Annotated in this window: 20 protein-coding genes; 7 read left to right on the top strand and 13 right to left on the bottom strand. The window is 73.5% G+C overall.

Annotation, left to right across the window (positions count from 1 at the left end; genetic code table 11):
• Positions 1-191: 191 nt before the first annotated feature.
• Positions 192-2,297 carry a SpoIIE family protein phosphatase gene (locus ACZ3YO_RS13240; protein ID WP_465568783.1) on the bottom strand — a complete coding sequence of 702 codons (2,106 nt, stop codon included), beginning with the start codon at positions 2,295-2,297 and terminating at the stop codon, positions 192-194.
• A gap of 651 nt (positions 2,298-2,948) precedes the next feature.
• On the opposite strand from ACZ3YO_RS13240, the gene ACZ3YO_RS13235 reads away from it, so the two are divergent.
• Positions 2,949-4,625, top strand: coding sequence for an NAD(P)/FAD-dependent oxidoreductase (locus ACZ3YO_RS13235; RefSeq protein ID WP_465568782.1), 1,677 nt, complete (start codon positions 2,949-2,951; stop codon positions 4,623-4,625).
• On the top strand, positions 4,622-6,067 hold the full coding sequence (locus ACZ3YO_RS13230) for an ATP-binding protein (RefSeq protein WP_465568780.1): 1,446 nt from the start codon (positions 4,622-4,624) through the stop codon (positions 6,065-6,067). The genes ACZ3YO_RS13235 and ACZ3YO_RS13230 overlap by 4 nt, the downstream gene beginning before the upstream one ends.
• An 87-nt stretch (positions 6,068-6,154) precedes the next feature.
• On the opposite strand, the gene ACZ3YO_RS13225 is transcribed toward ACZ3YO_RS13230, so the two are convergent.
• Together ACZ3YO_RS13225 and ACZ3YO_RS13220 are read right to left on the bottom strand one after the other, a co-directional pair.
• Positions 6,155-6,334, bottom strand: coding sequence for a MarR family transcriptional regulator (locus tag ACZ3YO_RS13225; RefSeq protein ID WP_465568778.1), 180 nt, complete (start codon positions 6,332-6,334; stop codon positions 6,155-6,157).
• Between the two features lie 35 nt (positions 6,335-6,369).
• A complete protein-coding gene (locus ACZ3YO_RS13220; RefSeq protein WP_465568775.1) occupies positions 6,370-6,789 on the bottom strand; it encodes a MarR family winged helix-turn-helix transcriptional regulator in 420 nt (139 codons plus the stop codon).
• A 62-nt stretch (positions 6,790-6,851) separates the two neighbouring features.
• On the opposite strand from ACZ3YO_RS13220, the gene ACZ3YO_RS13215 reads away from it, so the two are divergent.
• The 3 genes from ACZ3YO_RS13215 (at position 6,852) to ACZ3YO_RS13205 (ending at position 9,315) form a co-directional block, all read left to right on the top strand.
• Positions 6,852-7,643, top strand: a complete 792-nt coding sequence (locus tag ACZ3YO_RS13215) for an alpha/beta fold hydrolase (protein ID WP_465568772.1) — start codon at positions 6,852-6,854, stop codon at positions 7,641-7,643.
• Between the two features lie 512 nt (positions 7,644-8,155).
• The gene (locus ACZ3YO_RS13210) at positions 8,156-8,290 is read left to right on the top strand and encodes a hypothetical protein (protein ID WP_465568769.1); all 135 of its coding nucleotides are present in this window, start codon (positions 8,156-8,158) and stop codon (positions 8,288-8,290) included.
• A 92-nt stretch (positions 8,291-8,382) separates the two neighbouring features.
• Complete coding sequence (locus ACZ3YO_RS13205) at positions 8,383-9,315, top strand: hypothetical protein (protein WP_465568766.1); 933 nt, start codon at positions 8,383-8,385, stop codon at positions 9,313-9,315.
• A 254-nt stretch (positions 9,316-9,569) separates the two neighbouring features.
• On the opposite strand, the gene ACZ3YO_RS13200 is transcribed toward ACZ3YO_RS13205, so the two are convergent.
• The 7 genes from ACZ3YO_RS13200 to ACZ3YO_RS13170 form a co-directional block, all read right to left on the bottom strand.
• Positions 9,570-10,622: a bile acid:sodium symporter family protein gene (locus ACZ3YO_RS13200; protein ID WP_465568763.1), complete on the bottom strand. Its 1,053-nt coding sequence runs from the start codon at positions 10,620-10,622 to the stop codon at positions 9,570-9,572.
• Positions 10,623-10,735: 113 nt separating this feature from the next.
• The gene (locus ACZ3YO_RS13195; RefSeq protein ID WP_465568760.1) at positions 10,736-11,083 is read right to left on the bottom strand and encodes a hypothetical protein; all 348 of its coding nucleotides are present in this window, start codon (positions 11,081-11,083) and stop codon (positions 10,736-10,738) included.
• Complete coding sequence (locus tag ACZ3YO_RS13190) at positions 11,080-11,964, bottom strand: isocitrate lyase/PEP mutase family protein (RefSeq protein WP_465568757.1); 885 nt, start codon at positions 11,962-11,964, stop codon at positions 11,080-11,082. The genes ACZ3YO_RS13195 and ACZ3YO_RS13190 overlap by 4 nt, the downstream gene beginning before the upstream one ends.
• Before the next feature lie 459 nt (positions 11,965-12,423).
• Positions 12,424-13,398 carry an acyltransferase domain-containing protein gene (locus tag ACZ3YO_RS13185; RefSeq protein ID WP_465568754.1) on the bottom strand — a complete coding sequence of 325 codons (975 nt, stop codon included), beginning with the start codon at positions 13,396-13,398 and terminating at the stop codon, positions 12,424-12,426.
• 104 nt (positions 13,399-13,502) lie between these two features.
• Entirely contained in the window at positions 13,503-14,126 is a 624-nt protein-coding gene (locus ACZ3YO_RS13180) for a phosphatase PAP2 family protein (protein WP_465568751.1), read from the bottom strand.
• A gap of 299 nt (positions 14,127-14,425) precedes the next feature.
• Positions 14,426-15,289, bottom strand: a complete 864-nt coding sequence (locus tag ACZ3YO_RS13175) for a class I SAM-dependent methyltransferase (RefSeq protein ID WP_465568748.1) — start codon at positions 15,287-15,289, stop codon at positions 14,426-14,428.
• A gap of 271 nt (positions 15,290-15,560) precedes the next feature.
• Complete coding sequence (locus tag ACZ3YO_RS13170; protein WP_465568745.1) at positions 15,561-16,100, bottom strand: PadR family transcriptional regulator; 540 nt, start codon at positions 16,098-16,100, stop codon at positions 15,561-15,563.
• A gap of 183 nt (positions 16,101-16,283) precedes the next feature.
• On the opposite strand from ACZ3YO_RS13170, the gene ACZ3YO_RS13165 reads away from it, so the two are divergent.
• On the top strand, positions 16,284-17,648 hold the full coding sequence (locus ACZ3YO_RS13165; protein WP_465568741.1) for an MATE family efflux transporter: 1,365 nt from the start codon (positions 16,284-16,286) through the stop codon (positions 17,646-17,648).
• 55 nt (positions 17,649-17,703) lie between these two features.
• Here the strand turns inward: ACZ3YO_RS13165 and ACZ3YO_RS13160 are convergent, their stop codons facing one another.
• The 3 genes from ACZ3YO_RS13160 to ACZ3YO_RS13150 all read right to left on the bottom strand — a co-directional run bounded on the left by ACZ3YO_RS13160 (position 17,704) and on the right by ACZ3YO_RS13150 (position 20,375).
• Positions 17,704-19,077 (bottom strand): MFS transporter, encoded by a 1,374-nt coding sequence (locus ACZ3YO_RS13160; protein ID WP_465568739.1) that lies wholly within the window; start codon positions 19,075-19,077, stop codon positions 17,704-17,706.
• The gene (locus ACZ3YO_RS13155; protein WP_465568737.1) at positions 19,074-19,658 is read right to left on the bottom strand and encodes a TetR/AcrR family transcriptional regulator; all 585 of its coding nucleotides are present in this window, start codon (positions 19,656-19,658) and stop codon (positions 19,074-19,076) included. The genes ACZ3YO_RS13160 and ACZ3YO_RS13155 overlap by 4 nt, the downstream gene beginning before the upstream one ends.
• A gap of 540 nt (positions 19,659-20,198) precedes the next feature.
• Positions 20,199-20,375, bottom strand: a complete 177-nt coding sequence (locus tag ACZ3YO_RS13150; RefSeq protein ID WP_465568734.1) for an antitoxin — start codon at positions 20,373-20,375, stop codon at positions 20,199-20,201.
• Positions 20,376-20,603: 228 nt separating this feature from the next.
• On the opposite strand from ACZ3YO_RS13150, the gene ACZ3YO_RS13145 reads away from it, so the two are divergent.
• A complete protein-coding gene (locus ACZ3YO_RS13145; protein ID WP_465568851.1) occupies positions 20,604-22,109 on the top strand; it encodes a M28 family metallopeptidase in 1,506 nt (501 codons plus the stop codon).
• The last annotated feature ends 112 nt before the right edge of the window (positions 22,110-22,221 follow it).

The raw sequence follows: 22,221 nt of genomic DNA, 5'->3' as shown, positions 1-22,221 counted from the left end.
CACATCAGCTTCGGCTCGATCGCGCACGGCGGGCAGCGGGCTGTGGACGCACCGGTTCGGCCGTTCACGGCTGCGCGCCTGTGCCGAAAGCTCCACAGGAGTACGGCTCGGCCCGGGTGGCGAAGCCTCCAAGGGAGGCGCGCAGCCTGATCGTGCCACTCAGCTCCGGACCACGCAGGCGTTCGCATCCCTCACGCCGCGTGTCCGCCTGGACCCGGCGCCGCGTGGACCTCGGCGATGAGCAGGGCCACGTCGTCATCGTCGTCGTCTGCCCGCCGCAGGGCGGTCAGCAGACGGTCGCAGGTTGCTTCCAGCGGGAGCCTGGGTCCGCGGAGCAGGCTCATGAGGGCATCGAGGCGGGTGTCGATGGCCTGGTCACGGGTCTCCACCAGGCCGTCGGTGTACAGGAGCAGCCGGTCACCGGGCGCCAGCTCCACGCGGGTGGACTCGAAAGGGACGCCTCCGACGCCCAGCGGCGCGCCCGGGGGCAGCTCCAGCAGCACCGGGGCCCGACCGGGGCGGTCCAGTACGGGGGGCGGATGGCCGGCCAGCGCGATGCGGCACCGTCTGCCGTGCGGGTCGTGGACGGCATAGACGCAGGTGGCGATGGTCTCGTCGAGTTCGGCGGTGATGCGGTCGAGGTGGTGCAGCACCTGAGCGGGGTCGAGGTCGAGATCGGCCAGGGTGCGGGTGGCGGTGCGCAGCTGGCCCATCCTGGCGGCGGCGTTGATGTCATGGCCCATGACGTCGCCGACGACCAGGGCGGTCTTGTCGCCGGCCAATGTGATGGCGTCGAACCAGTCGCCGCCGGCCAGCGCGGCGCGTCCCGCGGGCTGGTAGCGGGAGGCGACCTGGAGACCGACGGGCCGTGTGGGCACGTGCGGCAGCAGGTGGCGCTGCAGGGTCAGGGCCGTGTTGCGTTGGCTCTGGTACCAGCGGGCGTTGTCGATGCACACGGCGGCGCGGGCGGCAAGCTCCTCGGCCAGCACGATGTCGTCCTCGCCGAAGGGCAGCGGATCGCGCACGCGCTTGAGGTCCAGGGCGCCGAGCACCTCTCCGCGGGCGATCAGCGGCACCGCCAGGTAGGAGCGCAGGCCTGCTCGGGCCAGCACGGCCGCGGCCTCGCCGTCTCGGGCGATGCCCGGCAGGTCCTCGCTCGTCACGTGGGCCACGAGCACCGGACGGCCGGTGGTCACGCATCGGGTGACCAGGCGGTCGGCGTCGTACTTGGCGATCTCCCCGACCGGGTCGGCGGCGCGCAAGGCGTCGGCGGGGTAGGCCGCCGCGACGGCCAGGGCCCGCAGGGTCACCGGCCCCGCGACCGGCCCGTGTGTGGGCGGGCGTCCGCTCAGGACCGAGTCGAGAACGTCGACCGCGGCGACGTCGGCGAGGTCGGGGATGACGAAGTCGGCCAGTTCCTGGGCGGTCCGGCCGAGGTCGAGGGTGGTGCCGATCCTCATGGACGCCTGGGCGACCAGTGCCAGTCGCTGTCGGGCGCGGGCGGCCTCGGCGGCCGCGCGGTGCTGCTCGGTGACGTCCACCACCGAGACGGCCAGGCCGAGCACCCGCCCGGCTGAGTCCTCCAGCCGGAAGTACGACGCTCGCCAGGCGTGGTCGCTGTCCGGATCGGCGCGGGTGCGGCCGACCGTGAACTGGTCCACCAGCGGCTTGCCGCTCGCCAGTACCTGGCGCATGGCGGACTCGACGACCCCGGTGTCGAGGAACGGCAGCGCGTCGCGGACATCGCGACCGAGGTGCTGCTCGGCCGGCAGGCCGTTGATGCGCTCCAGCGTCGGGTTGACCAGGACGTACCTCAGGTCGGTGTCCAGCACCGCCAGCCCGATCGGGGACTGGGCCACCATCCGCGCCGACAGGGCCAGATCGCGCTCGACGCCACGTAGCGTGGCCTCGTCGGTGGCGATCCCCAAGGCATAGAGGCGGCCGCGCTCGTCCTGCAACCGCATGTTGCGGAACTCCACCAGCCGGGTGCTGCCGTCCTTGTGCCGCACCGGGAACACTCCCGCCCAGTGCCCGCCGCCACCCATCACCTCGGCGAACAGCTCGAGGATCAGACCCCGGTTCTCCTCGGCGACCAGTAGCTCGGCCGCGTACCGGCCAAGCACCTCCTCGGCGCTCCAGCCGAAGAGATCCTGAGCCTGCGGGCTCCACAGGGCAACCCGCCCATCCGCGTCCAACACCGCTGCGGCCACACCCAACAGGTCCAGCAGGCCACCGGGCTCGGACGCGGCAGCCCGCACCCTGCCCGCCACGGGCCGGCCCGCATCGGAGGCGCTCATTCCAGGCCTTCCTTCCGCCCGCCACCCATACCGGCGGCCTCGTCCGATCCAGCCCCGCCGCTCGACCTCGCCTTCCGTCTCGCTGCCCTTCATCGTCTCTCCGCGCAGGCCCGCTGGACAGCTCAGGCAAGCCCCCAGGCTCCCGTGGCTCTCGGTCGGCAACAGCCCAGCTTCTGCCCTGCGGCACCGCTTCGCCCTGATAGCCGGCTTCGCCGTCGCTGCCGGCACGGTGGCCGTAACGCTGGCCGGGCCTGTCGGGGGGGCGGTGCCCGCCCCCCACGCTGCCCCTGGCACTTGCGCTGACCCTCCTGGTGGGTGCCGCGGCGTTCGCCGCGAAGCTGCTTGGCCACTTCGGCCCGGTGGGCGTCCTCCTGGCCACACTCCTGCTCCTCACGGTCGCCAACTCGACGACCAGGGCTGCTATCGGGGCCGACCTGCTCCCGATCGGCCCCCCGTGAGGTGAGCGATGCCGCGCATGCAAGCGGACGAACGTGGTCACCGTTCGGCTGAACGCACGCGGCCCGTCGCATTGCCCGAGTCGAGTCCGCTCCGCACCGTGAGTGCCGCGGCGGCGGGCCGCACCGCGTACCAGCGATCAGACTGGAAGGGGTGCTCCCCCTCCGGCCCTGCGACAGTCCTGGGTGGTGAACCATGGCAGAGGCCACCGATGAGGTGCGGACCGTGATTTTGACCGTGGACGACGATCCTGCGGTATCCCGGGCCGTCGCCCGTGACCTGCGCCGCCACTACGGGGAGGATTACCGGGTGGTCCGCGCCGAGTCCGGCGCTTCGGCGCTCGAGGCGCTGCGCGTGCTGAAGCTGCGGGGCGTGCCGGTCGCGGTGATCCTGGCCGATTACCGGATGCCGCAGATGAACGGCATCGAATTCCTCGAAGCGGCGCTCGATCTGTTCCCGGCAGCCCGACGGGTACTGCTCACCGCCTACGCCGACACCAACGCTGCGATCGACGCCATCAACCTCGTCGACCTCGACCACTACCTGCTCAAGCCGTGGGAGCCGCCCGAGGAGAAGCTGTACCCGGTGGTGGACGACCTGCTGGAGACGTGGCGGGCCGGCGACGGCCGCGCCGTGGACGTCACCAAGGTCGTCGGCCACCGCTGGTCGGCCCGTTCCTCCCAGATCCGGGAGTTCCTCGCCCGCAACCAGGTGCCGTACCGCTGGTACTCCAGCGAGGAACCAGAGGGCGGACGTCTGTTGGTCGCCGCAGGGCAGGACGGTCTGCGACTGCCCTTGGTCGTGACCCCGGACGGCACTGCCCTCGTCGAGCCTGCCGAGCGGGACCTGGCCGCCCACGTAGGGCTGTCGACCACCCCCGCGGCCGACTTCTACGACCTGGTCATCGTCGGCGGCGGCCCCGCCGGCCTCGCCGCGGCCGTCTACGGGGCCTCGGAGGGTCTGCGCACCGTCCTCGTGGAACGCGAGGCAACCGGTGGACAGGCGGGCCAGAGCTCCCGCATCGAGAACTACCTGGGCTTCCCCGACGGCGTCTCCGGAGCGCAGCTCACCGACCGGGCACGCCGCCAAGCCACGAAATTCGGCGCGGAGCTGCTCACGGCGTGCACGGTCACCGGCTTGGAAGTGAAGGGGGCGGCACGCACGCTGCGTTTCTCCGACGGCTCCGCCGTCTCAGCACACACCGTGATCCTCGCGACCGGTGTGTCCTACCGGCAACTGGATGTGCCGGGGGCGGCCGGACTGACCGGGCGCGGGGTCTACTACGGCTCGGCCCTGACCGAGGCGGCCGCCTGCCAAGGGCAGGAGGTGTACATCGTCGGCGGTGCGAACTCCGCCGGCCAGGCCGCGATGTTCCTCTCCCGCAGCGCCCGGAAGGTCACCCTGCTGGTGCGGGCGCCGGAGCTGGCCTCGTCGATGTCCTACTACCTGCTCCAGCGGGTCGAGGACGCCTCGACCATCACGGTGCTCACGGACACGGTCGTCGAGGCCGCCGAGGGCGCGGATCACCTGGAAGGGCTGACCCTGCGCAACCGTGTCACCGGTAGGTCCGAGACCGTTGACGCGCAGTGGATGTACGTCTTCATCGGCGCGGCACCGCTGACCGACTGGCTGGACGGCACGGTACTCAGGGACTCGCGAGGCTTCGTGCTGACCGGCCCCGATCTGACCACCGACGGGCGCGCCCCTGCCGGCTGGCCGCTGGATCGGCCCCCCTACCACCTCGAGACCAACGTGCCAGGGGTCTTCGCAGCCGGAGATGTGCGCGCGGAGTCCGCCAAGCGGGTCGCCTCCGCGGTCGGCGAGGGCGCCATGGCCGTCATGCTCGCGCACCGGTACCTGGAGCAGTCATGACCTCCGCGCAGGAGAAGTGCGACGAGCAGGAGCTTCGGACGCTGTTCCTGTTCGAGAAGCTGGCCCCCGACCAGCTCACCCGGCTGTGCCGGGACGGCCACGTCGAATGGTTCGACCCGGGCCCGGTGTACCGGGAGGGCGATCCCGCGGCGGGCCTGTTCGTGCTGTTCCATGGGACCGTGGTCCTCTCGCGCAGCGTCGGCGGTCAGGAGGTGGACGTCAGCCGGACATCCGCGCCCGGCGTGTACGCCGGGGCATTCCAGGCCTACCTCGGCGACCAGGTGCCGCAGGTGTACAACAACTCGCTCCGGGCGACCGAGCGGTCCAGGTTCTTCGTGCTGCCCGCGGAAGCTTTCGCGGAGATCATGCGCAGCTGGTTCCCGATGGCCGTCCACCTGCTGGAGGGTCTGTTCTTCGGATTCAAGAGCACCCAGGAGGCGGTCGGCCAGAGGGAGAGGTTGCTCGCCCTCGGGTCGGTCACAGCCGGGCTCACCCACGAGCTCAACAACCCCGCGGCTGCCGCCGTACGCGCCACCTCGGCCCTGCGGGAGCGCATCGCCCGGGTACGCCGCGAATTCGCGGAGCTCGCGGCCGACCCACGCCGAGGCGGGGACCTCGCGCACCTGAGGGAACTGCAGGACATGACGATCGGCCAGATGGGGCAGGCCACAGCGCTCGACCCACTGGAGGCCTCGGACCGCGAGGACGAGATCGGCGACTGGCTGGAGGCGCACGGCGTCGCCGACGGTTGGGAGCTGGCGCCGGTCCTCGTCGAGGCGGGTCTGGGCATCGACTGGCTGGACCGGATCGCCGGAGCTCTGCCCGAAGACCTGCTCGGTAGAGCACTGAGCTGGCTGAGCTGCACGGTGGAGGCCGAGCTCCTGCTCGACGAGATCGAGGACGCCGCGCACCGCGTCTCCGCACTCGTCGGTGCGGCGAAGCAATACACGCAGCTCGACCGGGCCCCGTACCAGAAGGCCGATGTGAACGAGCTGCTGGACAGTACGCTGCTGCTGCTCTCCGCGAAGATCGGCCCGAGCATCACCGTCGTGCGCGACTACGACCGCACGTTGCCCAGCATCCCCGGCTACCCCGCCGAGCTGAACCAGGTCTGGACGAACCTGATCGACAACGCCGCCTGGGCCATCCGCAGCACCGGCGCCGGCGGCACCCTCACCGTTCGCACCGCACAGGACGGGAACCAGGTGCTGGTCGAGGTCCGCGACACCGGTCCCGGTGTGCCCGCCGACGTACGGAGTCGGGTCTTCGACCCGTTCTTCAGCACCAAACCTGCCGGCGAAGGTACCGGTCTCGGCCTGGACATCTCCTGGCGCATCATCGTGAACCGGCACGGCGGCGACCTGCGACTCGAGTCGGCCCCGGGCGACACCCGCTTCCAGGTCCGCCTCCCGATCAACCCCGTAGAGTCCGCCACCCCGTAGGAGTTGCCGTGACCACTGTCGTCGAGTCGGAGCTCACGCCCAGGCCGGCCGCTGCCGTACCTGGGTGAGCCGCCTTCGCGTCTGAACTCAGGGGTGGGCCGAGCCGACAGCGGCGCGAGCCTGGTCGAGGTCGAGGGCCACATGGGCGGGGGCGGCCGCCTCCAGCGTCCCCATGCCGGCCTGCGTGAGGACGGCGTTGGTGAACCGTCCGTCGCTCGGATCCGGCTCCCGCCGCACCCACCCTCGGCTCTCCAGTCGCTTCACCATGTGCGACAGCCGCCGGAGTCGGCTCTCCGGGTGGCCTACGCGGTTTCCTCGGCCGTGAGGCGCTGGAGGAGGTCGAAGAGGGTTGCGCGGTCTGTTGCGGGCAGGGCGGCAAAGCAGGTGGCGAGGACCTCGTCGGCGATCCTGTGGCCGGCTGCCAGGACCTGCTCGCCGACGGGGGTGAGGTGGTGCTCGATGCGCCGGCCGTGTCCCGGTCGGCGCTCGACCGTGCCTTGGGTCGTCAGGCGGCCGGCGAGCGTTCCGAAGGCCTGCTCGGTCTGGAACGTCGCCGCGGCCAGCTCGCGGGCCGATGCCCCGGGCGAGCGGCTGATCGCACGCAGGGCATCCCACTGGGCCAGCGTGGTGCCCACGGTGGAGAGCGCACTGTCGAGCGCCCGGTGCTGCCGGTACTGGGCCTGCTTGACCGCTCTGCCGAGCTCTTGCAGCTCATCACTCATGGACCGAGTCTACGACATAACCAAGCTAGCTTATATAAAGATATTTAGTTACTCTGGGGGGCATGACCACAGAACGCCAAGCAGTGGACCTGCCCCTGACCCTGTCCGAAGCCGGAGCCGGCCGGCCGGTCCTGATCCTGCACGGCGGCGGGGGCCCGGCCACCGTCGCCGGCCTCGCCCGGCACATCTCCCGCACCGCACACGCCATCACGCCCGTGCACCCCGGCTGGGACGGCGCCCACCGCCCGGAATGGCTCACCGGCATCGACGACCTCGCCCTCGCCTACCTGAACCACCTGTGCGACCGCCGACTGGACGACGTCCTCGTCGTGGGCTCCTCGCTCGGCGGCTGGATCGCCGCCGAGATGGCCGTACGCGACACGGCGGGAATCATCACCGGCCTCGTCCTGATCGACGCCGTCGGTGTGAAGGTCGAAACGGAACCGATCACCGACTTCTTCGCCCTCGACGCGCGCGGCGCGGCGGACCACTCCTGGCACGACCCGGACCGCTACCACGTCGACCCCGCCGACCTCCCCTCCGACGAACTCGCCCGCCGACAGGCCAACATGGCCACCATGCGCACCCTCGCGGGCGACCCCTACATGCACGACCCCAAGCTCCTGCACCGACTCGGGCGTGTGCAGGTGCCGACCCTCCTGATCTGGGGGGAGAGCGACCGCATCGTCACACCCGCGTACGGCCGGGCGTACGCCGACGCCTTCGCCGACGGCGTACTTGCGGTCGTCCCCGAGGCGGGCCACCTTCCGCAGATCGAACAGCCGGACGCCACCACCGCCCTGGTCGACGCCCACCTGTACCGGACGGGCACTCGTTCCATCGACGCCGCGTGACCGTTGGCGGCCGGCTGCGCGTGAACGACCCGAGCGCACCCGTCGCCCGTCTCAGGGCGACGGCGGTCGCCCGGGCCGACCTCCGTGCCGAGCTCCACCCCCGGGGATCCCGCTTGGCGGGCCGCGCGGGCCGCGCTGACGGCCGGGCCGAGGCCCGCCCCTCTGGCCCGAAGCTCACTGCCGGAGGTGCATGGTCGACGGGGTCGGGAGTCAGCCGTGCCTGCGTCGTCCACCGGACGAAGGCGTTCGGTGGCACCGAACTGCCCGCCGGCACCGACCTCGTCATGAACCGGGCCACCAGGTCATGAGCCGCGCTCCTGCTCAGCCAGGGTGGCCATGAACGAGGCCCGCAGCGGGTCGGACGATCGCGCGGGTTGCCCGGAGGGGCGAGCGTTCATCGCCGTTCCCGTTCGGCTCCCATCAGTGGTGGGACGTATGCGCACTGAGTGCCGCGCACCCTGAGCCCGGCCGCCGACCGGTGGCCGGCCATCGAGTTCCAGGAGGTAGTTCCCATGGGCGGATTCCAGGACCGCGACAAGTTCCACCCGGAGGAGGTAGTCCTCTCGGCGGCCGAGCAGCGCATCATCGCCGAGCTCGCGGGCTGCGCCGGCCAGGCGGACCCGGCCGAGTCCACCGACGAGGGCTGACGTACTCCGCAGCCAAGAGGCCCAGGGGCCGGTCCGCGCCGGGTCACACGCCGGTTGCCGCGGACCGGCCCCGCTCAACAGACGGGACGGACGTGACCACCACCCACACCGCACCCCCCCAGTCCGGGGAACGCAGCCTCGCCCCGGAGGAGGCGTTCGTCAGAGCCGAGGCCGCGATCGCGGCACTGGGGCTGGAGGCCGACCTGGCGCCGATCCTCGACGGTAGCCCCGGGACCTGGCGCTGCGCCCTGCGTCGTGGCGCAGTGCCCTTTCCCACCGGGCTGGGGTTGGGCAAGGGCAGTCGGGCGCAGGCACGGGCGGGCCCTCGTCGACGGCTGGGCGGCTTCGGGCGTCGACCTGGCCGCCGGTACGACGTCGGCCTGGGCCGGAACGGAACCCGTCGCGTACGCGGTCACGCGGTCACGCGAACGCGCGAACTCGCCGACCCCGTCCACGAGATGACCGTGGACATCGCGGTGCATCCCGCCCACCGGACGCCGAGCGCCATCGCGCACCTCCTTGCCTGGTGCCGCCGCACCGCGGCCCACCGGCACCGCGAGGGGTTCGGTGACGCCCCGCTGGAACTCCATGCCCGTACGCACGGCCACCAGCGGTGGCTCGCCGAGGCACTTCAAGCCGCAGGCTACCGGCGGGTGCGCAGGTACCTGGGCATGCGGATCGACCTGGCGGAGCACGTACCCGCCACGGCGCCGACGACGCCGCACGGTACCGCGATGGCGCCCTACGACGACCGCTACGACGCGCAATTGCTCGCGGCCCGCAACGAGACCTTCGCCGGGAACCCGGGCAGCGTCCCGATGACGCCCGAGACGTGGCGCCATTCGGTGACCGGAAGCCCGTACTTCCGCGCCGAGTCCTCCTGCCTCCTGCTCTCCGCCGACGGCCGGGATGTCCTCTGCGAACGCGTCGGCGCGCGGACCTTCCGCACCTGGACCGGGCGCGTGCTCGACCTCATTGGTGGCGCGGATCACGGAGGTGTCGGAGCACGGCCGGGCAGCGGCTGAACCGCGCCGGTGCGTGCCCTGCGGACGGGCCGCTCGGACCTTGCCCAGCTCTCCTCCGTGCCGCCGCTCCGCACGGCGGACGCCGATGCCTCCCGGCTCGCAACGCCTCTCACCTCGCTGCTGATGCCACCGGGCCGGCCGGACCATGCCCCGGTCCCGTCCTCGGCCACGGGCTGTTGTCGTGCTCGGGCCGGAGGGGCAACCTGCGTTCCTCGCTGCCGGAACTGTCCCGCGCAGTCCGTCGGTAGCGCGCGTCAGGGCACGCAGCGATCTGCATCCCCTCCCGATCGTGGCGCTCGCTGCACCTCCGCCGGGCTGAGCGGGCCTCGGCGCCGACCGTCGAGGGCCGCACCCCGGGCGTCAGTCGGGGAGTCACCCGGGGAGTCGTCCGGGGCTCGGGACCAGCGGCCGGCCAGGAACGTCCCGGCGGCCAACTGGAGCTGGTGATAGGCCATCAGCGGCAGCACCAGCAGTCCGGCCTCCGGCCCGAACAGCACGGTGGCCATCGGCAGGCCGTTCGCGAGGCTTTTCTGCGAGCTGCAGAGGACGGCGGCGATACCGGACTCACGGTCGAGGCCCAGGAGCCGGGCCCCGAGGTGGGCGGCGGCGAGGGCGGCGGCGAGCAGGCCGAGCAGCACGGCCAGCAGGCCGATCAGTGCGGCGGGCGTCGTCCTGCTCCAGATGCCCTCGGCCACTGCCGCGCTGAAGGCGGTGTAGACGACGAGCAGGATCGAACCCCGGTCCACCGGCGTCAGCAGTCGTCTGTGCCGCGCCAGGAAGCCACCGAGACGCGGCCGCAGCAACTGGCCCGCGAGAAAGGGCGCCAGAAGTTGCAGGCCGATCCGGGCCAGGCCGTCGGAGGAGAGGGCGGCGTGCGCGCCCAGCAGCCAGGCGGCCAGCAACGGCGTCAGGATCAGGCCGGCCAGACTGGAGTAGGTGCCCGCACAGATCGCGGCCGGCACATTGCCCCGGGCGGCGCCGGTGAGCGCCACCGAGGACTGCACCGTCGACGGGACGAGGCAGAGGAACAGCACCCCGGTCCGCAGCTGCTCGGTGAGCGGAGCGGGCGTCAGCGCGGTGGTGGCCAGCCCGAGCAGGGGGAAGAGGACGAAGGTGCAGGCGAGCACCAGGCCGTGCAGCCGGCCGTGGCGCAGCCCGGCCAGCGTCTCGCGGGCGGAGAGCCGGGCGCCGTAGAGGAAGAAGAGCAGCGCGACCGCGAGGTCGCAGGTCTGCTCCGCCACCCGGGCGGCCCGGCCGGTGGCCGGCAGCAGTGCGGCGAGCAGAACGCTGCCCGCCAACGCTGCCATGTACGGGTCCAGCCCGCGCGGCCATCGGCATGACCGTGCCCGCTCGGCCTCCACCGGCTGCGCTGCCCCGGACGGAGAGGGCGGGGGAGCCTGGCGCCGAAGCCCACCGCTCATCAGCCGCTCCCCGGGGCCGGGCGGGGCGGCGGGGCCCCCAGCAGATCGCCCACCAGCGCGCCGGCACCGTCGTGGTCGCTGCCCGCGGTGCCCTTTCCGGTCTGGAGGTTGGCCGTCCGGTCGATCTCCACCAGTGAATCCGCCCGGACCAGCGAGTCCCCGTGCGAGTTGTCGACCACCGTGATCAGACTGCCCTCCGCCGCCGCTGGTGAGGCGAGGCCACCGAACACCGCCCACGCCCCGGCCAGCCCGGCGACGGCCACCCACCGCCAGGCCGCCGTGCGCGACGGCCTGGCGCCGCGCACGGCCGGGCCGTGGTGCACCGCACCGCGCCGGGCGGACGTCACGCCCGCACCGCCTCACGTGCGCGGGGGTGGGCGATGTTCCGCTCCAGCAGCTCGGTGGACTCGCGGACGCCGATCTGGCGGCTCTCCCCGGCCGGGGCGGGCAGCCGGCCGTCGGCCACCTTGAGCCCCGCCAGCGCCTCGTCCATCGCCCGGTGCGCCGCGAACAGGCAGGGCGTGCTGTAGATCGCGACGTCCACCCCGAGGCCGGCCAGCTCCGAAAGCGACAGCCGCGGCGACTTGCCGCCGGCGATCTGGTTGAAGAGCAGGGGCTTGTCGCCGACGACCTTGCGGATCCGCCGGATCCACTCCTCACTGCGCACCCCGTCGACCAGAACGACGTCCGCCTCGGTCTCGGCGAGCGCCTCGGCGCGCCGCAGGATGTCCGCCTCCTCGGTGGCGTCCGTGCGCGCCACGACCACGAGGTCGGTGCGGGTGGCGAGCACCTGGTTCAGCTTCTCCAGGTACTCCTCCAGCGGCAGCACCTGTTTGCCGTCGGCGTGGCCGCAGCGGCGCGGGCGCTTCTGGTCCTCCAGGATGACGCCGGAGGCGCCGATCCGCTCCAGCCGGCGCACCACGTGGCAGGCCACCTCGGGATCGACGTAGCCGTCGTCGATGTCGACGAGCAGGTGGTGCAGTGGAAAGGCGCCGCGCAGCCGCTCGACGAAGGCCACCATGTCCGGCCAGGCGATGAATCCGATGTCGGGCAGGCCGTAGTAGGAGGCGGCGAATCCGAAGCCCGAGACGAACATGCCGTGGTAGTGCTCGGCCGCGATGGAGGCCGAGTACATGTCGTAGACGCCGATGAGCGGGGTCGCCCCCGGGGTCGCGATCTCCTCGCGGAGCCGCTGTCCGTAGCCCGGTGCCGGGTTTCCGTGAAGCAAGGTCTTCTCCTCACGTGCAAGGGTGTGACTTTGCCTGGACTTGGCCATTTCTAGGGCCAACTGAGGCGTTATCACTATGCGACCTTTAATGTTCCGTGGGCAAATCTTTAAAGGAAGTTCCCTCGTGTGAGTGACACTCCGGCTATTGATATGAATGGCATACGAAAAGGCGGTGGCGGGCGCCGTCCGCCCCGCCGTCGGAGGCACGCCCCGCAAGGCGCGGTCCAGCCGCGCGCCGCCTCGGGGCGGAGCCTGCGTGCGGCGGCCCGGGGCCGCGACGGCGAGCAGGTAGGCCGTACCTGCCGGGGCGAGCACCCGCACGGCTGTGGCGTCCGGGCCGACCGATCCGCCCGCCGGGGCGGGCAGTGGAACGGCGAGCAGCAGTGCGCCGGCCCCTGTCGGTCCAGGGCCGGTTGCGGCGCACCGTGGTGACGATCCGTCGGGCCTGAGGCGGCCGCCTCAGAGGGGCAGCCACCCGCCCGCCACGTACCAGTGGCCGCCCGTCCGCAGATGGTCGACGAGGACCCGCTGGAGAAGGGTGTCTCGCGGCAGCGAGTCCAGCGGGCGGCCGGCGTCGCCGAACACGTGGCGGAGCGGGTTGTCGTCCTCGGGTTCGCCGGACGGGCACAGCGGCGCGAACCTCCGTTGGAACCGAAGGATGTTGGAGTCGGCGGGCAGGTAGCGGCCGAGCTGAGGGTCCAGCAGCCACGAGAAGACGCACGCCACCGGGTACGGCTCGGTGGGGAAGTGCCGGGCGAAGAAGCCGCGGGCCCGGGCGAGCGAGCGGTCGCAGGCCGCGGGGGTGAGCGGCCCGCAGTGGGCGGGGATGTGCAGTTCGAGGCACCAGGGGCCGAAGCCCTCGGTCGCGGCCGCCGCGGCGGCGGGCCCGGTGAGCCGCTTGCGCTGGAACTGGAGCCGGCCGAGCTGGTACAGCTCGCCCCGGAAGTGCAGAGTCAGCCAGGAGGGGTTGGCCAGGCCGCCGGACCGGCCCCGCCCGCGGTTCAGTGCGAGGTGCCGGCCGAGGTCAGCGAGGGTCGCCCGGGTCACCTCCGGCCCGATCCCGAGGGCCTGGTGGTACGCCCGCGTGTACGGTGCGAGCGCCACGAGCAGGAGCGTCGCGAGGTAGTCGGTGCCGTCGGAGCCCTCCGGCCAGCCGCCCCAGAGCCCGGACGTCTGCCCGACCGTGCCGATCGCCGCCACCTGGGTGCGCAGGGCGGCGTCGAAGTCGGCGCGCATCCCCTGGTCCCGGGCCAGCCGCCGGCGCGCGGCGAGCAGTCCGTTCACGTCCTCGAACGGCACCGCCAGACCGAGCAGCGCCTCCAGCAACTGCTCCGCGTCCGGCAACGCCGATGGCGCGGACGCCGGCGGCTCGAACGACAGCGGCTCGGACGCCGACGGCTCGACCGACGGCGGCTCGAACGACGACCCATCCAACGCCCCTGGCTCCAACGCCCCACCTCCACGCCCGGACCGGCCCCGACGCGGTGCCCCCTACCCACGCCCGCTCCCGACCAGAGCGGCCCGAAGGGGCGCACGGCTCAGCGCAACAGTGTGAAGACCAGCGCGCAGACGCCCCCGAGGGCCGTTCCGGCGAGCACCTGCGCCGGCGTGTGGGCCTTCAACACCAGGCGCGACCAGCCCACCGCCACCGGCAGGGCCGCCGCCACGGGCAGCACGGCCGGGCCGAAGACCAGCGACAGGATCATCGCCGTGCCCCCGGCCACCGCGTTGTGCAGCGAGATCTGCCACCAGACCGTCACCGCCAGCGCCGACACCAGCCCGGCCAGCATCGCGACGACCAGCGCGCCGACGTCCGCCGGGGCGTGCAGGACGTGGAGCAGCGCCAGCCCCGCCACGACCGACAGCAGACTCGCGGCCATCGGCACCACCCGCTGGCGGCGGATCCGGATGTGCTTGTCCGTCAGCGCACCGCGCCGTACCCCGAGGGCGATCAGGCCGATCGGCAGCACCCCGCAGAACAATGCCGCCAGCAGACCCCAGCCCGCGCCCGACCAGCCGGCGGTGCTGTGCGCACCGACGAGCAGCAGCAGGCCGATGACCAGATTGGCGGGCGCCAGCACCTCGGTGACCAGCCGCGCCACCCGCTCACGCGGCGAGGCGGAGGCGAAGGCCGGTGGCTCGGGCGGGACGAAGGTGCTCACCCGCGCCCCTGGCCGCGGGCGGGCCGGGCAGGCGGAGTGGAGATCGTTCGGCGCATCGTGCCAGCGTACCGACCCGTCCATGCCCGCATCCGACCCGCCCGCACCCCCACGCCCCGGCCCCGGACCGCACGCCCCGGCCCCGGGTCCGAACCGGGCCCGCATCCGAGCCCGGGTCCGCGCCCGAGCCCGGGTCCGCGCCCGAGCCCGGGTCCGCGCCCGACGGTCGGGGCGGCCCGACGTACGGGCGGTGCTCAGCCCGCCCCCGGGACCTACCGCCCCCGGGACCTACCGCTCCGCGCCTACCGCCCCGCCCGCCGGTTGCGCACCGCCCGCAGCACCTGCCGGGCCGCGCGGGTGGCGACCGGAGGCAGCAGGTCGAGGGCGAGCCGCCGCGGGGCCGAGCGGCGCGCCGGCGACGAGGCCGGCTTCACCGCGTAGTTCAGTCGCACCACCCGCGCGCCCGCGATGGTGTCCTCGTCCACCGTGTAGCCCTCGGCCCGCCAGTCCCGGGCGAGCAGCACCTGCTGCGCGGCCTCGGCGTCCCCCCACGTCCCGTAGAACTTCATCGGGGTGAGCAGGACCGGCCGCAGCCCGCCGGTGAAGACCGCCTGCCAGACCGCCGCCGAGACGCCCGGGGTGTGCTCCGAGCGGTAGTCGTCGAGCGCGACCAGCCCGTCCTCGGCCAGCGCCGCCCGGGCCACCGCGATGTCCCCGGCCACGTGCTCGTAGAGGTGGGAGGCGTCGATGTGGACGAAGCGGCAGCTGCCGTCCGGGATCCGCCCGTCGGCCAGCACCGAGGTCGGGGCCTGCACGATCACCGGCAGTCGGCTGTGGAACGACAGGTAGTTGGCCTCGAAGGCGGTCCGGGTGAGGGTCTTGCGGTAGGACATCACCATCTCGGCGGCGTTGTCGGCGTCGCCCGCCTCGGAGTCGAACAGGTCGCAGACGGTCAGCTGCTCGCCCGGCCGGAGGTGGTCGCCGAGCAGGACGGCGCTGCGGCCGAGGTAGGTGCCCAGTTCGAGGAGGTCGCCGGTGCGGCCCGCCTCGCTCTGGGCGGTGAGGAAGTGCCCGAAGGCCTCCTGGTCGACCTTGAAGAACCAGCCGGGGATGCCGTCCCGGGTCAGACGCGGCGGGCGGGCGGTTTCGGTGTCGGCAACGGGCACGGCGGCCTCCAGGGGTGCGGGCAGAGCCCGGCGCGTACGGTCCACCCCGCGGCGGTGCGCCGTGGTGTGAGGCGGATCATCATAGCCACGGTGCGCCGCTGTTGCGCCCTGCCGGGAGAGGGCGATCCGCGCTGGTGTACGACCGGCCCGGCGCGGCTCGAAAGGCTCTGCCCGGCATGGCTCAGGACGCCCCTTCCGCGGGCGGTCCGGGGCGGCCTGCCCCGGCTCAGGAGGCCGATCCCGTGGACGGTCCGGAGCGGCTTGGCCCGGCTCAGAAGGCCCGGCCGGCCTCCAGCTCCGCGATGGTCTCGGCCAGCCAGGCCCGCTCGGCCGCCCCGGAGGCGCGCGCGACCAGCAGCATGCCGCGCCGGAACGGGCTCGGCTCCTGCTCGGCGGCGACCGGCCGGCCGTCGGCGTCGTAGAAGAAGCTGCTCGGCGCCTCCAGGAACGCCAGCCGGCGTCGCAGCACCGCGGCCTGCCGGGCCGGATCGGTGAGGCGGTCGAGGAAGGCCGCGACGGTGAAGAAGCGGATCTGGTCGGAGATCTCGGCCTCGGCCGGGTCGGCCAGCCGGCGCTCCAGCTCGGTGCGGCCCTCGTCCGTCAGCTCCAGCACCTGGCGCGGTACGGCGCCGCTGCCCGGCTCGGTGCGGCGCACCAGCAGTCCGGCCTTCTCCAGCCGGGTGATGGCGGGGTAGAGCGCGCCGTCGCTGACCGGTCGGACGTGGCCGGTCAGCGCGGTGATCCGGGACTTCAACTCGTAGCCGTGCAGCGGCTCGTCGTGCAGGAAGCCGAGGATCGCGAGGGTCAGCACAGTTGATGCCCTTCCGTCGCCGCGCGCTCTGTCCGTGCGCCATGTTACCTCTTGCCGATGCGTATCGATTCGATGTATCTCTATTCGAGGCATCAAGCCTCGAATCGAGGCAACAGGCATCAGGCAACCGGCAACAGACATCAGGCAACGGGCCGTGGGCAGGCCGGGACGACGGGGGACACCATGCGAGGACATCTGCCGAAGCTGATCGCGTTGGCCGGGCCGGTCTACGGCGAACTGCTCTCCGGGGTGATCGCCTCGGTCATCGGCGCCGTCTGGGTGGCCGGCCTCGGCGGAGCCGCCGTCGCCGCCGTCACCCTCGCGGGCACCGTGGAGAACCTCCTGCTCGGCCTCGTCCTGGTGGTCTCCTCGGGCACCACCATCCGTCTCTCGCACGCCCTCGGTGCCGACGACCCGGTGGCCGCCGGCCGCACCGCGCGGGCCGCCTGGCGGCTCTGCGCCGCCGGCAGCCTCGCCCTCACGGTGCCCGGCTTCCTGCTCCGGGAGGAGATCGCGGGCGCCTTCCTGGAGGGTCCGGCCGCCGGGCTCGCCGCGGACTGGTTCGCGGTGGCCTTCCCGGCGTTCGGGCTCTTCTTCGCCCAGCGGGTCGCCGACGAGCTCTTCAAGGGCAGCGGGGACACCCGCACGCCGATGCGGATCGCGCTGCTCTCCAACGCCCTGCTGCTCGTCCTCGACCCGCTGCTGATCCTCGGCCCCGGCCCCTTTCCGGCGCTCGGCGTGACCGGCGGCGCCGTCGCCCTGACCATCTCGCGCGCCGTCGGCCTTGCCGTGACGCTGCTGCTCCGGAGCCGGAGCCGGAGCCGGCTGTCGGCTCCGCACGGCGGGACGGGTCCGCGCGGCGGGACGGGTCCGAGCGCCCGCCGGATCCTCGCGGCCGGGGCCCCGATCGGGCTCGACTTCACCGCCCGGATGGGCGTCGGCACCGCGCAGCTCGGCCTGGTCGCCTCCTTCGGCGTCCCGGCGGTCGCGGGCTACGGGGTCGGGTACCGCGTTCTGCTGATCGTCACCATGGCCTTCTACGCCGTCCGGCAGGCCGCCGCCATCGAGGCCGCCCGGCTCACCGGCGCGGGCGACACCGCCGCATTGCGCACCCTCGGCCGGGACACCGCGCGCCTGGCCGGCGGCCTCGGCGCGGGCGCGGCCGTCCTCTGTGCGACGCTCGCCGGCCCGGTCACCACACTGTTCACCGACGACCCGGCGGTGGCCACCCAGTCCGTCGGATTCCTGCGGATGGCGGGCCTCTACCTGCTCCCGTACGCCCTGGTGGTGGCCCTCGGCGGCGTCCACCAGGCCACTGGTGCCGGGCGCCGCCTGGTCGTCGCCGCCCTGCTCGGCCTCAGCCTCCAGCTCGCCGCCGGCAGCGCCCTCTCCGGCCCGCTCGGCGTGCACGGCCTCTGGGCCGGCATGACGGTGGGCGCCCTCGCACAGCTGGGGCTGATGCGGCTGCTGACCGGCCGGAGGCGGCGGGGCCCGGAGACGGAGGCGGTGGACGCGGAGCAGCCCTTCGGCCGGGTGGGAGCCCGGTAGGGGCAGACGTCGGTGCGCCGGCCCAGGACGGGCGGAATCCGGTGGACCAGCGACCCTAGGCCTCGGCCCCCGGTGCTCCAGCCGGCGCCGCCGGGCCCGGCAGCCTGCCGGCCAGCACGACGCCGACCGCCGCGACACCGGCGAGGGCCAGTAGCGCCGGGCCGATGGCCTCCGCCAGCGGCCGGCCCGCCGTCAGGGTGGTTGCGGCGGCCACGCCCAGGGCCGGCCCGACGTTCATCGCGGTCTGCTGGAGGCCTCCCGCCACACCGGCGTCGGCCACAGAGGCGTCGCGGACGATGACGGCGGTCGCGGTGACCATCACCGTCCCGAATCCGGTGCCCAGCAACAGGAAGGCGCCGCCGATCGCGACCGCGCCGGAGAACTCGTCGAAGCGGGAGGCCAGCAGCACGCCGGCCGCGATGAGGACCATGCCCGACGCGACCGTGCGCCGCGCGCCGTGGCGGCGCAGTAGAACGGCGGAGGCGGGGGCGGCGAGCACCATCGTCACGGCGAGCGGCAGCGCCCGGAGCCCGCTCCGGAACGGGTCCAGGGCGAGGACGTCCTGGAGGAAGTACGTCCCGAGGAACAGGGTGCCGAAGATCGCCGACGATGCCGTCAGCAGCACCCCGAGTGCCGCGCCGGCCGTGGCCGACCCCAGGACGTGCGGTGGCAGCAACGGGCGTGGCGTGCGCCGCTCGTGCCGGACGAAGGCGGCGGCGAGCAGGACGGCGGTGGGCAGGGCGAGTGCCGTGGTCACCGTCCACCCGTGCTCGGGGACGCCGGCCAGGGTGTGCACCACGCAGACCAGCGCCGCCGCGAGCAGTGCGGCGCCGGGCAGGTCGAGGCCGGCGGCGCGGTCGCCGGCCGGTTGCGGCAGCCGCACGAGCAGGGCCGACAGGCCGGCCGCTGCGGCGGGCGCGACGGTGAGGAAGAAGACGGCCCGCCAGCCGAGTTGGGCGGTGAGGGCGCCGCCGACCAGTGGGCCGGCGGCGGCCGCCAGCCCGATCGCGCTGGTGCGAAGGGCGATCGGCATGGCGAGCCGGTCGGCGGGGTAGGCGGCGCGCAGCATGCCCAGGGTGGCCGGTTGCAGCAGCGCTCCGGCCGCCCCCTGAGCGGCGCGCAGGCCGATGATCCAGCCGATGCCGGGTGCCACGGCGATTCCGGCCGAGGCGGCGGCGAAGCCCAGCACGCCGACGGCGAAGACCCGTTGGTGACCGTAGCGGTCGCCGAGCCGCCCGGCGAAGACCAGCAGGCTCGCCACCGCGATGAGGTAGGCGGTGCTGGTCCACTGCACCGCGGCGAAGGAGGCGTGCAGGTCGCGCTGCATGCTCGGCTGGGCGACGGTGAGCACCGTGCCGTCGAGGGCGACGATCGCGGCGCCGGTGATGCTCCCGGCGAGGGTCAGGCGTTGCTGTGTGCCGGGGTTCACCGCGGCTCGGGCCCGAGGTGGGCGGCCAGGGCCGTGGTCAGCAGCGGGCCGAGGTCGTCGGAGCCGGTGGCGAGGCGAAGGCTGCCCCAGGCCCGCAGCTGGGCGAGGCCGTGCAGGTTGGCCCAGAGCGCGGCGGCGACGGCCGCGGGCCGGGCGCCGGAGGGCGGCTGCACCTCGGCGACCAGCCGGGTGAAGGTCTCGAACAGCGGCAGTGTGGTCTTCCGCAGGCCTGCTCCGCTGCCCTCCAGGATGTCGTGACGGAACATCAGGTCGAACATGCCGGGGTTGGAGGCGGCGTAGTCGAGGTAGCCACGGGAGAGCGCGGCGAGCCGGGCGCGGGGGGCGTCCCCCGCGGCGGCGTCGGCGGTGGCGAGCGCGGAGCCCAGCTCCTCGAACCCGTGCCGGGCGATGGCCGACAGCAGCTCGACGTGGGTCGCGAAGTGGCGGCGGGGCGCGCCGTGCGAGACGCCGGCCTGGCGGGCGATCTCGCGCAGGGTGAGCGCGTGGACGCCCTCCCTGGTGACGAGTTCGACGCCGGCGGCCACCAGCCGGGCGCGCAGGCCCGCGTCCTGATCGTTCATGGGCACTGTCTACCAGGCTCGCGTAGACAGTGTCTACTTGCGGCCCCTCCGCCCCGGACCCACCAGGTCCAGGGCCCACCGGCTCCAGGGCCCACCGGCTCCCGGGCCCGCCCGCCCCGGATCTGCCCGCCCCGGATCTGCCCCCCGTGCTCGCCGGTGCACGGCGGCGCGGGGCAGAATCGGCGGTATGGACGAGGGCGGCGAACCGGCCTGCTGGCTGGACCGGGTGTGCGAGGAGTGTGGGCGGCTGCGTGAGCGGCCGGGGCGGGAACCCTGCGAGAACTGCGGAGCCCCGGCGGAGCCGGCCCCGGAGCCCGGGAGGGAGCCCGGGACGGACCGGGCGGGCTGATCAGTCCCGGGCAGGGCTCAGCGAGGCAGCCCGTCGAGCGTCGGGCCCTCCCGTGAGGGCGCCTGAGCGCTCCCGAACGTGCGGTACCCCGGTGCCGTACGCGCGATCGCACGTACGGCACCGGGGTACCGAGGGGGAGCAGTGCCGGCCCTCCGCGGGCTCGCGGGGGTGGCCGGTCCGGGCCGGCGGGCCTACTGGGGAGGCTGGTCGCGGAACTGGTCCCTGAGCTTCTCCTGCCCCGTGTCGACCTGGCCGCTGTACTTGTCCTGAGTCCGTTCGTCGACGGCGTCGCCAGCCTTGTCGACGGCCTTGTCGGCCTGGTCCTCGTGGCCCTTCAGCATGTGCTTGAGCTTCTCCATCATGGACATACGGTCACACTCCTGGATGAGACGGCCCCACCCCTCCAGCATCACCGCGCCACCGGATGTCCGCATCCGGTCAGCTTGCGCGGCAGGGTTGGCAAGGTGGCCCCGGGCATGTCAAATCGAGAGTCCCACGGACTGTCGGAAGGACCTGCCTTGAACGCTCGGACCCGTCGCCTGACCGCCTCCTCCCTCCCCACGCCCGCCGCCGCCCGGCGGGCGGCCGGTGCCGCACTGGCGGTCGCGGGCCTGGTGACGCCGCTGCTCCTGGTCGGCGCCGGGAGCGCGGCGGCCGACCCGGACCCGGCGCGCAAGGGCGCGAAGCTGGCCGCGAAGCTCGTCGAGGACAGCAGCGCCGACGACGCCTACGACACCCTCCGGGCGCTCCAGCGGATCGCCGACGGCAACGGCGGCAATCGGGTGGCCGGCGCGCGCGGCCACGAGGAGTCGGCCCGCTACGTCTACGACCAGGCCCGCCGGGCCGGGCTGAAGGTGTCGAAGCAGGAGTTCGAGTACACGTTCTTCCAGGCCCTGTCGGAGCGGCTGTCCGTGGTGTCACCGCAGGCCGAGGACGTGCCGGTGAAGGCCATGACGTACTCGGCCGGCGGCCCGGCCGCCGGGCTGACCGCCCAGCTCGCCGTCGTCCCGGTGGACGACACCACCGGCTGCGAGGCGGGTGACTACGCGGCCGGCGCGTACACCGGCAGGATCGCGCTGATCAGGCGCGGCGGCTGCAGCTTCGCCGTCAAGCAGGCGGCGGCGGCCGACGCCGGCGCCGTCGGGGCGATCGTCTACAACAACGCCGAGGGCGACCTCAACGGCACCCTCGGCGACCCGGCGGCCGGCAGGGTCCCGACCGGCGGCATCGGCAAGGCCGCCGGCGAGGCCCTGGCCGCCGAGGCCGCCGCCGGACCGGTCACCGTCGGCCTGGACATCCGCACCTTCATGGAGAAGCGGAAGACCTGGAACGTCCTCGCCGAGACCCGCGACGGCGACGAGAACAACACCGTCGTCGTCGGCGCCCACCTCGACTCCGTGGTGGCCGGCCCGGGCATCAACGACAACGGCTCCGGTTCGGCGGGCATCCTGGAGGTCGCGAAGAACCTCGCCGGGCGGCAGGTCAAGAACAAGGTCCGGTTCGCCTGGTGGTCCGCCGAGGAGTTCGGCCTCAAGGGCTCCGAGGCCTACGTGAACGCGCTGCCCGAGGCCGAGAAGAAGAAGATCAGGCTCTACCTGAACTTCGACATGATCGCCTCGCCCAACTCCGCCCAGTTCGTCTACGACGGCGACGACTCCGACCACGTCGGCTCCGGCCCCGGCCCGGACGGCTCGGCGCAGCTGGAGCGGCACATCACCGACTACCTCGACCGGCGCGGACTCCCGCACGAGGGCACCGACTTCACCGGCCGCTCCGACTACGGCCCGTTCATCGACTCCGGGATCCCGGCCGGCGGCACCGACACCGGCGCCGAGGGCATCAAGTCCGCGGCCCAGGCGGCACGGTACGGCGGCACCGCCGGGGTGGCCTTCGACAAGTGCTACCACCAGGCCTGCGACAACCTGGGCAACCTGGACATGACGGCCTTCGACGCCAACATCGACGTCATCGCCGACTCCGTGGGCACCTACGCCTGGGACCTCTCCTCCCTGCACGCCCCGGTGCCGCCGCAGCACACCGACGGCCAGGCCGGCAGCGGCGGCGGCCTCCAGGAGGGCCACGCACACGAGGTCGAAGCCTGACGAACCGGGGCCAAGCGGGCCGGCGGACCCAGGGGCGGGGCCGCCGGTACCCCGGCCGGGCGGCGTTCGGCCGGGGTCCGGTGGGTGCGCCGGGCGGGGTCCTGACACCATG

It is taken from the genome of Kitasatospora sp. NPDC022785 (assembly GCF_055561295.1).
The sequence above is the reverse complement of the archived record's forward strand: the minus strand, read 5'-3'. Positions and strand labels throughout refer to the sequence as shown.

What these genes read in the sequence shown, in the direction of transcription:
- ACZ3YO_RS13240 (WP_465568783.1), bottom strand. Translation starts at nt 2,297, where the DNA reads ATGAGCGCCTCCGATGCGGGCCGGCCCGTGGCGGGCAGGGTGCGGGCT.
- ACZ3YO_RS13235 (WP_465568782.1), top strand. Translation starts at nt 2,949, where the DNA reads ATGGCAGAGGCCACCGATGAGGTGCGGACCGTGATTTTGACCGTGGAC.
- ACZ3YO_RS13230 (WP_465568780.1), top strand. Translation starts at nt 4,622, where the DNA reads ATGACCTCCGCGCAGGAGAAGTGCGACGAGCAGGAGCTTCGGACGCTG.
- ACZ3YO_RS13225 (WP_465568778.1), bottom strand. Translation starts at nt 6,334, where the DNA reads ATGGTGAAGCGACTGGAGAGCCGAGGGTGGGTGCGGCGGGAGCCGGAT.
- ACZ3YO_RS13220 (WP_465568775.1), bottom strand. Translation starts at nt 6,789, where the DNA reads ATGAGTGATGAGCTGCAAGAGCTCGGCAGAGCGGTCAAGCAGGCCCAG.
- ACZ3YO_RS13215 (WP_465568772.1), top strand. Translation starts at nt 6,852, where the DNA reads ATGACCACAGAACGCCAAGCAGTGGACCTGCCCCTGACCCTGTCCGAA.
- ACZ3YO_RS13210 (WP_465568769.1), top strand. Translation starts at nt 8,156, where the DNA reads ATGGGCGGATTCCAGGACCGCGACAAGTTCCACCCGGAGGAGGTAGTC.
- ACZ3YO_RS13200 (WP_465568763.1), bottom strand. Translation starts at nt 10,622, where the DNA reads ATGGCAGCGTTGGCGGGCAGCGTTCTGCTCGCCGCACTGCTGCCGGCC.
- ACZ3YO_RS13165 (WP_465568741.1), top strand. Translation starts at nt 16,284, where the DNA reads ATGCGAGGACATCTGCCGAAGCTGATCGCGTTGGCCGGGCCGGTCTAC.
- ACZ3YO_RS13155 (WP_465568737.1), bottom strand. Translation starts at nt 19,658, where the DNA reads ATGAACGATCAGGACGCGGGCCTGCGCGCCCGGCTGGTGGCCGCCGGC.
- ACZ3YO_RS13150 (WP_465568734.1), bottom strand. Translation starts at nt 20,375, where the DNA reads ATGTCCATGATGGAGAAGCTCAAGCACATGCTGAAGGGCCACGAGGAC.